This window comes from Pseudoroseomonas cervicalis ATCC 49957 (assembly GCF_000164635.1).
GTDB lineage: Bacteria > Pseudomonadota > Alphaproteobacteria > Acetobacterales > Acetobacteraceae > Pseudoroseomonas > Pseudoroseomonas cervicalis.
Genome location: NZ_GG770781.1, coordinates 28,303 through 42,064, shown reverse-complemented (window position 1 = coordinate 42,064; position 13,762 = coordinate 28,303). Strand labels below are relative to the sequence as shown.

Sequence of the window (13,762 nt, the reverse complement as noted above, 5' to 3'; positions counted from 1 at the left end):
GGCGGCAGCACGCACCCGGCGGTGCAGGATGCGGTGCGCGCCGCCGGCCGCGCCCTGGCCGCCGAGGGCTGGGTGGTGGAGGAGATCGAACCCCCTGCCCTGGTGGAGGCCGCCGAGCTCTGGGGCCGCATCGGCGGGCCCGACACCATCGCCCGGCTGCTGCCGCTGGTGGCGCAGCATGGCGATGAGGGCATCCGCGAGGCGCTGTCGCTCTGGGCCGGGTACTGGCCCTTGCGCGACCCTGCCGCCTGCCTGGAGGGGCTGACCCGCCGCATGGCGCTGCTGCGCGAATGGCTGCTCTTCCTGCAGGACTGGCCGGTGATCGTGGCGCCGGTCTCCACCGAGCCACCCTTCCCCGTGGCGCATGACCGGCGCGACACCGCCACCACCGCCGCCATCATGCAGGCGCAGCGGGTGATGCTGGCGGTCTCCGCCCTCGGCCTGCCGGGGCTCTCCGTGCCGACCGGGCTCGCCGAGGGTCTGCCGATGGGCGTGCAGCTGATCGGCGCCCTGCACGCCGATGAGGCGCTGTTCGACGCCGCCGAGCCGATCGCCGCCGCCCTGCCCATGCCCGCCTTGCCGCCCATCGCCTGAGGAGACCGACATGCCCCGCCCCGCCGGCCATGGACGCCGCCTCAGCTATTACGATTTCGGCCGCACCACGGTGCGCGCCTGCCAGGCCGATCAGCGTTTTTCTTACTGTGCCTATGTGCCGGAAAGCTATGAGGAGGATGGCAGCCAGGATTATCCGCTGCTCGTCGCCATGCATGGCACGGGCCGGATGATGGAGCTGTATCGCGACACTTTCGCGCCGCTGGCCGAGGCGCGGCAGGTGATCGTGCTGGCGCCGCTCTTCCCCGCCGGCATCACCGGGCCGGAGGATCTCTCCAGCTACAAGATGCTGCGCGCCGGCGCGCTGCATTACGATGCCGTGCTGCTGGCGATGGTGGAGGAGATGCGCGCGCGCTACCGCATCCGCGGCCACCGCTTCTCGCTGTTCGGCTTTTCTGGCGGCGGGCATTTCGCGCATCGCTTTCTCTACCTGCATCCTGGCCGGCTCTCCGCCGTGTCGATCGGCGCGCCCGGCCTGGTGACGCTGCTGGACGACAGCTACGATTTCTGGCCCGGCGTGCGCGACTGGGAGAGCCGCTTCGGCCAGCGCATCGACATCGGCGCGATGCGCGACGTCGCCGTGCAGATGGTGGTCGGCGGCGACGACACCGACACCTGGGAAATCACCATCCGCCCCGGCGACCGGCTGTGGATGCCGGGCGCCGACGCTGCCGGCGCCAACCGGCAGGACCGGCTGCGGGCGCTGCGCGCCAGCCTGGAGGCGCAGCGCATCGCCGTGCGGCACGACACCGTGCCGGGTGTCGCGCACTGGATGCCGGGCGTCGCCCCGGCGGTGATCGACTTCTTCACGGAGCATCACGCGGCCTGAAGACCGCGGATGCCAGGGGGGTGCCGGCAGCGCCGGACGGAGAGAAAGGGACGACGAGATGACGAGATCGCGCAGCATGGCGCTGGCCGCCCTGGTGGCGCTGGCCGCCTGGCCGCTGGGCGCCGAGGCCCAGGACACGCCGCAGCGCGGCGGCCGGGCGACGGTGGCGCTGAACGCCGATATCCGCAGCCTGGAGCCCGGCATCAACCGCGATGCCAACACCGACGCCGTGGTGCACCACCTCTTCGAGGGGCTGGTCGCCTACCGCGCCGATGTCAGCGTCGGCCCGGCGCTCGCCGAATCCTGGACCGTGTCGGAGGACGGGCTGAGCTGGCGCTTCACCTTGCGCGAGGGGGTGCGCTTCCACAATGGCGCGCCCCTGACCTCGGCCGAGGTGAAGGCGAGCTGGGAGCGGCAATGGAGCAATAGCGGCTGGAGCTGCCGTCGCTTCTTCGATTCCGCCGACGGGCTGCAGGTGCAATCGGTCGAGGCCGAGGATGCCCGCACCATCACCTACCGCCTGGCGCGGCCGAGCGCGCTGCTGCTGCCGCAGCTGGCCAATATCCAGTGCGGCACGGTGGTGTTCCACCCCGACAGCATCGGCGCCGATGGCAAATGGCGCGCGCCGATCGGCACCGGCCCCTTCCAGCTGCAGGAATGGCGGCGCGGCGAATTCGTCACGCTGCGGCGCTTCGACGGCTATGCGGCCTCCACCGCCCCCGCCAGCGCCTTCTCCGGCGCGCGCCAGGCGCTGCTGGACGAGGTGGTGTTCCGCGTCATCCCCGACCCCAACGCGGCCGAGGCGGCGCTGCTGACCGGCGCCGTCGACATCCTGCCCAGCGTCGAGCCGGAGCGCGCCGAGAAGATGCGCGAGGCGGGGGTGCAGATGCTCAACGCCCCCGGCCTCGGCTGGACCACGATGCTGGTGCAGACGCGCGACGCGGTGCTGAAGGATGTGCGCATCCGCCGCGCCATCGCCCATGCCATCGACCTGGCGCAGATCGCCGAGGTGCGCACCGGCGGCGGCGCCGGGCCGAACCCCTCGGCGGTGGGCGATTCCAGCCCCTTCTTCGACGAGGCCTTCCGCGCCTGGCCGGCCCATGACCCGGCCGCGGCGCGGCGCCTGCTGCGCGAGGCCGGCTACCGCAACCAGGTGATCAAGATCCAGGCCAATCGCCGCTATCCCGGCATGTATGACAATGCGGTGGCGATCCAGTCGATGCTGACCGCCGTCGGCCTGCGCGTCGAGCTGGAGGTGCTGGACTGGGCGACGCAGCTGAACAACTACCTCAACGGCAATTTCCAGCTGCAATCCTTCTCCTATTCCGCGCGGCTCGACCCCTCGCTGATGTTCAACTCGATCATCGGCGACAAGACGGCGCAGCCCTGGGCGCAATGGGAGGATGCGGAGGCGCGCCGCCTGCTGGCCGAGAGCATCACCACCACCGACAATGCCCGCCGCGGCGAAGCCTTCCGCGCCCTGCATGCGCGCATGCAGGAGCAGGTGCCGATCATCGGCCTGTATTACGACCCGCAGCTGGCCGCGGCGCGGCCCGCGATCCGCGGCTATGCGCCGCAGGTGGCGGGGCGGATGATCACCTGGGGCGTGTGGCGGCAGCCATGAGCCGCGCATCGCAAGGAAAGGGCTGAGCCATGCCGCTCTATGCCCTGAAGCGGCTGGCGATGGCGCTGCCGACGCTGCTGCTGGTCTCGCTCGGCGTCTTCCTGCTGCTGCGGCTGGTGCCGGGCGACCCGGCGGAGCTGATGCTGGGCGACAGCGCCGATGCCGTGGCGCTGGCCGCGCTGCGCGCCGAGATGGGGCTGGACCGCTCGCTGCCGGTGCAGTTCCTGCGCTGGCTGGGCGCGGCCCTGTCCGGCGATCTCGGCCGCTCCATCGGCAATGACCTGCCGGTGCTGCCGCTGGTGCTGCAGCGCTTCCAGGTCACCGCCTCGATCGTCTTCGCCGCCGTGGGGCTGGCCGCGCTGGTCGCCGTGCCGCTCGGGCTGATCGCCGCCTGGAAGCAGAACAGCGGCACCGACCTGGCCATCGTCGGCGGCGCCACCCTGCTGCTCTCGGTGCCGAGCTTCTGGCTCGGCCTGCTGATGCTGCTGGCCTTCGGGCTGAAGCTCGGCTGGGTGCCGGTCGTGGGCTATGTCGGCTTCTCGGAGAATGCGTGGGAGGCGCTGCGCTACATCGCACTGCCGGTCGCCACCCTGACGCTGATCGAGATCGGCGTGCTGACGCGCATGTCGCGCGCCGCCGGCATCGATGTGCTGCGGCTGGAATTCGTGGCGCATGCCCGCGCCAAGGGCCTGCCGGAGCGCACCGTGCTGCGCCGCCATGTGCTGCCCAACGCCTTCGCGCCGACGCTGACGCTGATCGGCATCGTGCTGGGCAATCTGCTCGGCGGCGTCGCGGTGATCGAGACGGTGTTCACCCTGCCCGGCCTCGGCCGGCTGCTGGTCGATGGCATCTATGCCCGCGACTACCCGGTGGTGCAGGGCTGCATGCTGTTCGTCGCAACCATCTATGTGCTGGTCAATCTGGCGGTGGACCTGCTCTACCCGCTGTTCGACCCGCGCGTGACGGCGGAGTGAGGCCGATGCGCCTGCGTCTGAACGCGCTGGCCGGCGCCGTGCTGGTCGGCTTCATGGTCGCCATGGCCCTGCTCTCCCTGGTCTGGACGCCGCGCGACCCGATGGGCGTGGCGCTGCGCCAGCGGCTGAAGCCGCCCTCGGGCGAATACTGGCTCGGCACCGATGAGGTCGGGCGCGACGTCTTCAGCCGCATCATGGAAGGCGCCGGCGCCAGCGTCACCGTCGCCGCCTGCACCGTGCTGCTGGCGGTGCTGCTGGGCTCGGTGATCGGGCTGCTGGCCGGCTTCCTGCGCGGCTGGCCGGACCGGCTGCTCTCCATGGTCAATGATTCGCTGCTGGCCTTCCCCGGCATCCTGCTGGCGCTCGGCCTGCTGGCGGTGTTCGGCGCCAGCCAATGGGGCATCGTCGCGGCCCTCGGCCTGGCCTATGCACCGACGGTGGCCCGCATCATGCGCGGCACGGTGCTGTCGCTGCGCGAGCGGGAATTCATCGAGGCCAGCCGCGCCATCGGCAATTCCGAGGGCTACACGCTGTGGCGGCATGTGCTGCCCAACACCGTCTCGCCGATCATCGTGCTGGCCACCAGCATGTTCGGCTGGGCGATCCTGTCGGAAAGCGCGCTGTCCTTCCTGGGCCTCGGCGTGCCGCCGCCGGCGCCGAGCTGGGGCAACATGCTGGCCGCCAGCCGCCCCTATCTGGACAGCGCGCTATGGCTGAGCCTGTCGCCCGGCCTGTGCATCGCGCTGACGCTGCTCGGCGCCAATCTGCTGGGCGACGCGCTGCGCGACCGGCTCGACCCGCGGAGCGAAGCCCGATGAGCCCGAGCCACGACACGCCCCTGCTCTCGGTCGAGGGGCTGCGCATCGCCGCCGGCCAGGTCGAGGTGGTGCAGGATGTCTCCTTCGCCATCGCGCCGGGCGAGATCCTGGCGCTGGTGGGGGAATCCGGCAGCGGCAAGACGGCCACCGGCCGCGCCGCCATCGGCTTGCTGCCGCCTGGCCTGCGCGCCTCGGGCGGCGCCATCCGGCTGCGCGGCGAGGATCTGCTGGCGGCGCGCCCCGACCGGCTGCGGGCGCTGCGCGGCGCCGAGATCGGCATGGTGTTCCAGGAGCCGATGGTCTCGCTGAACCCCGCCATGACCATCGGCGCGCAGATGGCCGAGGGGCTGGCGCTGCACCGCAAGATGTCGGCGGCCGAGATCCGCGCGGCCAGCCTCGCCATGCTGCGCCGGGTACAGATCCGCAACCCGGAGAGTTGCCTCTCCGCCTTCCCGCATGAATTCTCGGGCGGCATGCGGCAGCGGATCATGCTGGCCTCGGTGATGCTGCTGCGCCCTTCGCTGCTGATCGCCGATGAGCCGACCACCGCGCTCGACACGCTGGCGCAGCGCGAGATCCTCGACCTGATGGTCGAGCTGGCGCGCGACCATGGCACCTCGGTGCTGCTGATCACCCACAATCTGGGGCTGGTCGCGCGCTACGCGCATCGCGCCGTGGTGCTGCAGCGCGGCCGGGTGGTGGAACAGGGGCCGGCGGCTTCGCTGCTCGGCGCGCCGCAGCACGCTTACACGCGGGCGCTGGTGGAGGCGCTGCCGCGCCGCACGCCGCGCCCGCCCCGCGCCGTCGACACGGCGCAGCCGGTGCTGGAAGCGCGCGGGCTGGAGGTGACCTATCCCGGCCGCCGCCGCTTCTTCCGCCGCCAGCCCGCGGTGGCCGCGGTGCGCGGCATCGACCTGGCCATCTATCCGGGCGAGACGGTGGCGCTGGTGGGCGGCAGCGGCTCCGGCAAGACGACGCTCGGCCGCGCCATGCTGCGGCTGGTGCAGCCCACCGCCGGCCAGCTGCTGTTCCGCGGCGAGGATGTGACGCAGGCCAGGGGTGACCCGCTGCGCCGCTTCCGCCTGGCCTGCCAGATCGTCTTCCAGGACCCCTATTCCTCGCTCGACCCGCGCATGCGCATCGGCGAGATCGTGGCCGAGCCGCTGCGGCATCTGCCCGATCTCGACGCCGGCGCGCGGCGCCGCCGCACCGAGCAGGTCTTCGAGGAGGTCGGCCTGCCCGGCTTGGCCCACCGCTTCCCGCATGAGCTCTCGGGCGGGCAGCGGCAGCGCGTGGCGATCGCCCGCGCCATCATCCGCAACCCCGCCCTGGTGGTGGCGGATGAGCCGGTGAGCGCGCTCGACATGAGCGTGCAGAAGCAGATCCTGGCGCTGTTCCGCCGGCTGCAGCAGGAGCACGGCTTCGCCTGCCTCTTCGTCTCGCATGATCTGGCGGCGGTCGAGGAGGTCTCCGACCGCGTGCTCGTCATGCAGCAGGGCGTGCTGGTCGAGCAGGGCCCGCGCGACCGCATCTTCGACCATCCCGAACATCCCTACACCCGTGACTTGCTGGCGGCGGCGCCCCGGCTGGACGCGCTGCCGCAAAGGATCCTGGCATGAGCAGCATCGAACCCTTCCCGCTGATCGAGCTGAGCGGCACGCCGGAGGCGCGCGGCCGCGCCTATGGCCGGCAGGCGGCGGCGCGGGTGCACCGCTCGCTGGCGCATTACGGCCAGCAGCTCACCGCCGGCGGGCAGGATGCGGCCACGGTGCGCGCCATGGCGCGCGATTTCGTCCCGCAGGTCGAGGATTTCGACCCCGCCTATGTCGCCGAGATGCGCGGCATCGCCGAGGGCGCCAATGTCGCCTTCGAGGACATCCTGCTGATCAATTGCCGCACCGAGATCCTGCAGCTGGCCAAGCGCCGCGCCGACCGGATGCGGGAGGAGGAGGCGCGCAACCCGGATGGCTGCACCGGCGCCATCCTGCTGCCCTCGGTGACGCAGGATGGCAGGCTGGTGCATGGCCAGAACTGGGACTGGAAGCAGGAATGCGCCGAGACCGGGGTGGTGCTGCGCATCCGGCGCGAGGACGGGCCGGACATGCTGACCTTCGTCGAGGCCGGCGGCCTGGCGCGCTGCGGCATGAACGCCGCCGGCATCGCGGTGACGGCGAACTATCTCAGCAGCGACCGCGACTACACCCGCCAGGGCGTGCCGCTCTCCCTGCTGCGGCGCAAGGTGCTGGAGCAGGAGCAGGTGGCGCTGGCCTTGCGCACCCTCTACGCCACGCCGAAATCCGCCTCCAACAACCTGATGCTGAGCCATGTCGACGGCTTCGCCCTCGACATCGAATGCGCTCCCGATGAGAGCTTCCTGGTGCAGCCGGAGGCGGGGATGCTGGTGCACGCCAATCACTGGCAGAGCCCGGTGGCGCTCTCCAAGCTGCGCGAGGCCGGGGTGGAGAGCACGCCGGACAGCCTGTATCGCGACCTGCGGGTGCGGCAGATCCTGGAATCCCATCGCGGCGCGCTGGGCATCGAGGCGATGCGCGAGGCGCTGTTCGACGATTGGCAATCGCCCTGGTCGGTCTGCCGCCCGCCGCGGATGAATCTGGGCGGCAATCTCTCCGCGACCGTCGCCATGATCCTGATGGTGCCGGAGGAGGGACGCATGGAGATCGCGCCGCTGCCGGCGCTGAACCGGCATTTTACCCGTTACGATCTGCAGGCCGGGCGGCAGAGCGCGGCCGCCTGACACCCCGGCGCGCTGAACAGGAAAAAGGCCGGGGCGGCGCTGGCGCCGCCCCGCGATCGGCTCAGGCCAGGCTGGCGTCCAGCGTGATCTCGGCCTTGAGCAGCTTCGAGACCGGGCAGCCCGCCTTGGCCTTGCCCGCCAGTTCCTGGAACTGCTCCGCCGTGGCGCCGGGCACGCGGCCCTTCAGCACCAGATGCACGGCGGTGATGGCGAAGCCCTCCGCCTGCTTCTCCAGCGAGACGGTGGCCTGGGTGTCCAGCCGCTCGGCCTTCAGGCCGGCCTGCTCCAGGATCAGCGACAGCGCCATGCTGAAGCAGGCGGCGTGCGCCGCGCCGATCAGCTCCTCGGGATTGCTGCCGGGCTTGCCCTCGAAGCGGGTGGCGAAGCCATAGGGATAGGCGGAGAGCGCGCCGCTCTCGGTCGAGATCTCACCCTTGCCGTCCTTGATGCCGCCCTGCCAGACGGCGCTGCCCTGCTTCTTGATCATGCTGGTCTCCTGCGGAAAGAGTGGCGTCCGCGGGGAGAATGCCGCAGGCGGCGGAAGGATGCCCCGCCTCAGCGCCGCGCCAGCCGGCGGGCCAGCGCCATGCCCAGCGCCATGCCGGGCAGGAAGGCCAGCACCCCCGCCGCGCCGAGGCCGAGCCCGGCCAGCGCCGGGCCGGGACACAGCCCGGCCAGCCCCCAGCCCAGGCCGAAGACCAGCGCGCCGGTCACCAGCCGCGCGTCGATGGCGCGGGCGGTGGGCAGCTGGAAGCGATCGGCCAGCAGCGGCCGGCCGCGCCGCCAGGCCAGGCGATAGCCCAGCGCCGTCACCAGCACCGCACCCAGCATGGTGAAGGCCAGCGACGGATCCCAGGCGCCGCCCGCGAGGTCGAGGAAGGCCAGCACCCGCGCCGGGTCCAGCATGCCCGACAGCAGCAGGCCGAGGCCCAGCAGCAGGCCGCACAGCGCATGCGACAGGACGCTCATGCCACGCCCCCCAGCAGGTGGCGGCGCAGGAAGACGGTGGCGAAGGCCGCCGCCATGAACAGCGCGACCGCGACGGCCGAGCGCGGCGACAGCCGTGCCAGCCCGCACACCCCATGGCCCGAGGTGCAGCCACTGCCCCAGACCGCGCCGAAGCCGGTCAGCAACCCGGCCAGCGGCATCAGCCAGAGCGGCGCGGCGATCGCCTGCGCCGGCTTCTCCCCGAGCACCGCCCAGGCCAGCAGCGGCGCCGCCACCAGACCGAGGGCGAAGCCGAGCGCCGGCCCGGCCTCCCCCCGGTCGCGCGGCGGCAGCAGCCGCGCCAGGATGCCGCTGATGCCGGCGATGCGCCCCTGCAACGCCATCAGCAGCACGGCCGCTAGGCCGATCAGCACGCCGCCCAGCAGCGGCGGCAGGATGGCGAACTCAGCCATGCGGGGTCTCCTCGGCGCAGAACAGGTCGTGCAGGGTGCGGATGAAGGCGGCGACGCGGCCATCGGCCAGGCGGTAGAACACCGCCTTGCCGGAGCGGCGGGTGGCCACCAGCCCGGCGGCGCGCAGCCCGGCCAGCTGCTGCGACAGGCCAGGCTGGCGGATGCCCAGCATCGCCTCCAGCTCGCCCACCGAGCGTTCGCCCTCCACCAGCGCGCAGGCGATCAGCAGCCGGTCGCGATGCGCGAAGCTCTTGAGGAAGGCGGTGGCCTCGGCGGCGCGGGCCTGCATCGCGGCGGCATCCATGCGGCTAGTCCCAGGCCGCGCCGGGCAGCGCGTCGAGCGGGATGGACAGGCAGCGCCGCCCGCCCGGCCCCGGCTCCGGCAGCCGGCCCCCGCGCAGGTTCATCTGCAGCGCGTGCAGGATCAGCTTCGGCATCGGCAGGGTTCGGTCGCGCGCCTGGCGGGCGGCGACGAAGCTCGCCTCGTCGGGGTAGCGGGTCAGGTGGATGTTATGGGCCTTCTGCTCGGCCACGCTGCTCTCCCAGCGCGGTTCGCGGCCGCCGGGGCTGTAGTCATGCCCGGTGAACAGCCGCGTGGCATCCGGCAGGGCCAGGATCGCCTGGATCGAGCGCCACAGCGCCGCCGCGTCGCCGCCCGGGAAATCCGCCCGCGCCGTGCCGGCATCGGGCATGAACAGCGTGTCGTGGATGAAAGCCGCGTCCTCCACCACATAGGTGATGGAAGCCAGGGTATGGCCGGGTGAGAGCAGCACCCGCGCCTCCAGCCCGCCGATGCGGAAGGTGTCGCCCGGTTCGAACAGCCGGTCCCAGGCATCAGCGCGGAAATAGCCTTCCGGGAAGCCGTAGAGCCCCGTCCACAGCGCCTGCACTTCGGTCACCTTCGCGCCGGTGGCGGTGGGCGCGCCGGTGCGCTGCCTCAGGTAGGCGGCGGCCGAGACATGATCGGCATGCGGGTGCGTATCCAGGATCCAGGCGACGCGCAGCCCGCGCGCCGCCACGAAGTCCAGGATGCGGTCGGCCTGGATCGTCGCGGTGGCGCCGGATTTCTCGTCATAGTCATGCACCGGGTCGATGATGGCGCAGTCCCGCGTCGCGGGATCGGCCACCACATATTGCACCGAGCCGGTGCGCGCCTCGTGGAAGCCGGTGACCTCGGGGCGGCCACTCATGCGGTGCGCCGCCCGGCGCGGCAGGTGTCGAGGCCGAGCCACGGATAGGCCGGGCAGTGGCGCAGCAGCGCGGTGCCCAGCGGCAGAAGGCCGAGCAGCCCGGCCCAGCGCCAGGGGCCCTCCAGCCAGAGCGGCAGGGACAGCAGAGCGAGGCCGATCAGCAGGCGCAGCACGCGGTCGATGCCGCCGACATTGCAGGTCATGGCGAGACTCCCTTGCAGGGGCGCGGCCAGCTTCTCCGGCCCGCCTGGCGGCAGCCTTGCATCGTTTAGAAAAAATCGAAAGCGTTTTTTTGAAAGTGTCGGGGTTCAGGAGTCGTGGAAGGTGGTGAAGGCCGTGGCCGGCTCGCGCTCGGAGGCCAGGCGGTTCACCGCCGCCTCCGGGTCGGCCCAGCCCAGCGCCATGCCGCAGACCACCATCTCCCCCTCCGGGATGCCGAGCTCATCGCGCAGCAGATGCGGGTAGTTGGCGAAGGCCGCCTGCGGGCAGGTGTCGAGGCCGTGCGCCCGCGCCGCCACCATGACGGATTGCAGGAACATGCCGTAGTCGAGCCAGCTGCCCTGCTCCATGTCGCGGTCGATGGTGAAGACCAGCCCGACCGGCGCGCCGAAGAAGCGGTAGTTCCGCCCCTCCTGCCGCAGCCCGCCCTCGCGGTCGCCGCGCTGCACCCCGGCCAGTTCGTACAGCCGCCAGCCGACGGCACGCCGCCGCTCCAGATAGGGGGAGCGCCATTGCCGCGGATAATACTGGTATTCGCGCCGCGGCGCCTCGCCCGCCGCATGGGCGGTGGAAAGCCGGTCGCACAGCCGGGCCAGCGCCGCGCCGGTCAGGGCGTGCAGCTTCCACGGTTGGATGTTGCTGCCGCTGGGGGCACGGGCGGCGGTGTCGAGGATCGCCAGCAGCGTCGCGCGCGGCACCGGGCGCGGCAGGAAGGCGCGGATGCTGCGCCGGCTGGTGATCGCCTCGATGGCGGCCTGGTTCATGGCGGCTTTGTCTCCCCTGGATCGCGGGGAGCCTGCCATGCGGGGCGGGCACGAAAAAGGCCCGGGGGGGCGAACCCCCGGGCCTGGCCTCACTCGGCCGGCTGCATCACCGGGCCGGCGGGGGCGGGCAGCTCCACCGCCTCGCGCGGCAGCGGCCGGCCGGCCATGGCGGCGTCCAGCCGCTCGCGGTCCAGCTCGCCCTCCCAGCGGGCGACGACGATGGTGGCCACCGCATTGCCGACCAGATTGGTCAGCGCCCGGCACTCCGACATGAAGCGGTCGATGCCGAGGATCAGCGCCATGCCGGCGACCGGCACGGAGGGCACGACGGAGAGGGTGGCGGCCAGGGTGATGAAGCCGGCGCCGGTGATGCCGGCGGCCCCCTTGGAGGAGAGCATGGCCACCAGCAGCAGCAGCAGCTGGTCCCACAGCGACAGCTCGATGCCGCAGGCCTGGGCGATGAACAGCGCCGCCATCGTCATGTAGATGTTGGTGCCATCCAGGTTGAAGCTGTAGCCGGTGGGCACCACCAGCCCGACCACCGACTTCGCGGCGCCGGCGCGCTCCATCTTCTCCATCAGCGTCGGCAGCGCGGCTTCCGACGACGAGGTGCCGAGCACCAGCAGCAGCTCCTCCTTGATGTAGCGGACCAGCGCCAGGATGGAGAAGCCGTTGTAGCGGGCGACGGCGCCGAGCACGACCAGCACGAAGAGCAGCGAGGTCAGGTAGAAGGTGGCGATCAGCATCGCCAGATTGGCGATGGAGCCGATGCCATACTTGCCGATGGTGAAGGCCATGGCGCCGAAGGCACCGACCGGGGCGGCCTTCATCAGGATCGCCACCAGCTTGAACATGCCGGCCGAGGCGGAATGGAACAGCTTCATCAGCGGCTCCGCCTTCTCCCCCACCGCGGCGAGCGCGATGCCGAGCAGCACGGAGAAGAACAGCACCTGCAGGATGTCGCCCGAGGCGAAGGCGCTGACCGGCGAGGCCGGGATGACGTTCATCAGGAAGCCGGTGATCGTCGTCTCATGGGCCTTCGCGGCGTAGCCGGAGACGGCGGCGGCATCGAGCGTCGCCGGGTCGATGTTCAGCCCGGCGCCGGGGCGGATGACATTGCCGGTGACCAAGCCGATGATCAGCGCCAGAGTCGAAAAGACCAGGAAGTAGAGCATCGCCTTGCCGGCGACGCGCCCGACCTTGCCGAGGTCGCGCACCCCGGCGATGCCGGTGACCACCGTCAGGAAGATGACCGGGGCGATGACCATCTTCACCAGCTTGATGAAGGCGTCGCCCAGCGGCTTCATGTCCGCGCCGGTCTGCGGGTAGAAATGGCCGAGCAGGATGCCGGCGGCGATGGCCGCCAGCACCTGGACATAGAGATGCTGATAGAACCGCTTGGGCGAGGCCGGAGCCAGCGCCGCGTGATCCACGTAAGCCATGGACGTTCCTCCACCGGGGCCGCGCCGCACCCTGCGGAGGCCGGCCCGACAAACACGAAAGCAGCGCCCGTTTTCGACGGGCCTGGCCCGGTGATGGCAAGCGCGGTGCCAGAGCCGGCAACCGGCGGGAAGATTTCTAACTCTTTGGTCTTATACATGTTTGCGATGCAGCATTTTCCCGGCGGGTGCCCGGTCTGTGTGGTTTTCCGCCCAGCGCCGCCGGGCTGCGTGCGGCTTTCCGCCCAGGGCCGGGCGGCGGCATGAAGCGCGGGCTGCGCCGCGCCGCGCTGCTGCTGGGCGGCCTCGCCCTGCTGCTGGCGCTCGACCGGCTGGCGGTGACGCTGGCCGGCCGCGTGGCGCTGGCCGATCTGGAAACCACCTCCCGCGCCGCGGCCGGGCTGCGCGCCGCCGTGCTGCGCGCCGAGATCGACAAGCAGCGCAGCCTGCCGCTGATCCTGGCGCAGGACCCCGACCTGCGCCGCGCCCTGGACAGCCGCGACCCGGCGCGCCTGGCCGCGCTGAGCGCCAAGCTGGAGGCGCTCGGCCAGGGCACCGGCAGCGCCGTGCTCTATGCGCTGGATGCGCGCGGCCTGACCCTGGCCGCCAGCAACTGGCGCCAGCCCGACAGCTTCGTCGGCAGCGACTATGCCTTCCGCCCCTATTTCCGCGACGCCCTGGCCACCGGGGCCGCGGAGCATTTCGCCCTCGGCACCGTCAGCCACCGCCCGGGTCTCTATCTCTCGCGCCGGGTGGAGGGGGAGCGCGGGCCGCTCGGCGTCATCGTCGTCAAGGCCGAGTTCGGCGCGGTGGAGGCGGCCTGGTCGCTCTCGCCCGAGCCGGTGCTGGCCACCGATCCGCGCGGCATCGTCACCGTGACCAGCGTGGCCGACTGGCATTTCCGCATGACCGCGCCGCTGGACGCGGCCGCGCAGCGGGCGATCCGCGACAGCCTGCAATTCGGCGAGGCGGAGCTGCTGCCGCTCGGCCTGCGCCCGGCCGCCCTGCCCGGCCTGCCGGCGCTGCTGCGGCCCGATCCGGTGCCTTCCGGCTCGCATGTGCCGCCCGGCCCCTTCCTGGCGGTGCGGGAAGCCGTGCCCGGCACCGAATGGGCGCTGACCCTGCTGGCCCCGGTGCG

At 71.9% G+C, this 13,762-nt stretch carries 16 protein-coding genes; 8 read left to right on the top strand and 8 right to left on the bottom strand.

Features of this window, described 5'->3' with window-relative positions; translation table 11 throughout:
• The 7 genes from HMPREF0731_RS15405 to HMPREF0731_RS15375 form a co-directional block, all read left to right on the top strand.
• Positions 1-594: amidase family protein (locus HMPREF0731_RS15405; RefSeq protein WP_245538343.1), on the top strand; the 594-nt coding region annotated here is incomplete at its 5' end.
• 10 nt (positions 595-604) lie between these two features.
• Positions 605-1,441: a hypothetical protein gene (locus HMPREF0731_RS15400; protein ID WP_007005092.1), complete on the top strand. Its 837-nt coding sequence runs from the start codon at positions 605-607 to the stop codon at positions 1,439-1,441.
• A gap of 58 nt (positions 1,442-1,499) precedes the next feature.
• Complete coding sequence (locus HMPREF0731_RS15395; protein ID WP_007005091.1) at positions 1,500-3,065, top strand: ABC transporter substrate-binding protein; 1,566 nt, start codon at positions 1,500-1,502, stop codon at positions 3,063-3,065.
• Between the two features lie 29 nt (positions 3,066-3,094).
• On the top strand, positions 3,095-4,039 hold the full coding sequence (locus HMPREF0731_RS15390; RefSeq protein WP_007005090.1) for an ABC transporter permease: 945 nt from the start codon (positions 3,095-3,097) through the stop codon (positions 4,037-4,039).
• Between the two features lie 5 nt (positions 4,040-4,044).
• Positions 4,045-4,857, top strand: a complete 813-nt coding sequence (locus HMPREF0731_RS15385) for an ABC transporter permease (RefSeq protein ID WP_007005089.1) — start codon at positions 4,045-4,047, stop codon at positions 4,855-4,857.
• Positions 4,854-6,476, top strand: coding sequence for an ABC transporter ATP-binding protein (locus HMPREF0731_RS15380; RefSeq protein WP_007005088.1), 1,623 nt, complete (start codon positions 4,854-4,856; stop codon positions 6,474-6,476). Before HMPREF0731_RS15385 ends, HMPREF0731_RS15380 begins: the two co-directional genes overlap by 4 nt.
• On the top strand, positions 6,473-7,612 hold the full coding sequence (locus HMPREF0731_RS15375; protein WP_007005087.1) for a C45 family autoproteolytic acyltransferase/hydrolase: 1,140 nt from the start codon (positions 6,473-6,475) through the stop codon (positions 7,610-7,612). The genes HMPREF0731_RS15380 and HMPREF0731_RS15375 overlap by 4 nt, the downstream gene beginning before the upstream one ends.
• Positions 7,613-7,673: 61 nt before the next feature.
• Here HMPREF0731_RS15375 and HMPREF0731_RS15370 read toward each other — a convergent pair whose 3' ends face one another.
• From HMPREF0731_RS15370 to HMPREF0731_RS15335, 8 genes are all read right to left on the bottom strand, one after another.
• Positions 7,674-8,099, bottom strand: a complete 426-nt coding sequence (locus HMPREF0731_RS15370; protein WP_007005086.1) for an OsmC family protein — start codon at positions 8,097-8,099, stop codon at positions 7,674-7,676.
• A gap of 68 nt (positions 8,100-8,167) precedes the next feature.
• Positions 8,168-8,581 (bottom strand): DUF6691 family protein, encoded by a 414-nt coding sequence (locus HMPREF0731_RS15365; protein WP_007005085.1) that lies wholly within the window; start codon positions 8,579-8,581, stop codon positions 8,168-8,170.
• Positions 8,578-9,012, bottom strand: a complete 435-nt coding sequence (locus HMPREF0731_RS15360; protein WP_007005084.1) for a YeeE/YedE family protein — start codon at positions 9,010-9,012, stop codon at positions 8,578-8,580. The genes HMPREF0731_RS15365 and HMPREF0731_RS15360 overlap by 4 nt, the downstream gene beginning before the upstream one ends.
• Positions 9,005-9,316: an ArsR/SmtB family transcription factor gene (locus HMPREF0731_RS15355; RefSeq protein ID WP_007005083.1), complete on the bottom strand. Its 312-nt coding sequence runs from the start codon at positions 9,314-9,316 to the stop codon at positions 9,005-9,007. The genes HMPREF0731_RS15360 and HMPREF0731_RS15355 overlap by 8 nt, the downstream gene beginning before the upstream one ends.
• A gap of 4 nt (positions 9,317-9,320) precedes the next feature.
• The gene (locus tag HMPREF0731_RS15350; protein ID WP_007005082.1) at positions 9,321-10,202 is read right to left on the bottom strand and encodes an MBL fold metallo-hydrolase; all 882 of its coding nucleotides are present in this window, start codon (positions 10,200-10,202) and stop codon (positions 9,321-9,323) included.
• Entirely contained in the window at positions 10,199-10,405 is a 207-nt protein-coding gene (locus HMPREF0731_RS15345) for a YgaP-like transmembrane domain (protein WP_007005081.1), read from the bottom strand. Before HMPREF0731_RS15345 ends, HMPREF0731_RS15350 begins: the two co-directional genes overlap by 4 nt.
• 105 nt (positions 10,406-10,510) lie before the next feature.
• The gene (locus HMPREF0731_RS15340) at positions 10,511-11,185 is read right to left on the bottom strand and encodes a nitroreductase (RefSeq protein WP_007005080.1); all 675 of its coding nucleotides are present in this window, start codon (positions 11,183-11,185) and stop codon (positions 10,511-10,513) included.
• Positions 11,186-11,274: 89 nt separating this feature from the next.
• Positions 11,275-12,627, bottom strand: coding sequence for a dicarboxylate/amino acid:cation symporter (locus HMPREF0731_RS15335; RefSeq protein ID WP_007005079.1), 1,353 nt, complete (start codon positions 12,625-12,627; stop codon positions 11,275-11,277).
• A gap of 260 nt (positions 12,628-12,887) precedes the next feature.
• Between HMPREF0731_RS15335 and HMPREF0731_RS25590 the strand changes: the two genes are divergently transcribed.
• On the top strand, positions 12,888-13,762 hold an 875-nt coding region (locus HMPREF0731_RS25590; protein WP_007005078.1), incomplete at its 3' end, for a PDC sensor domain-containing protein.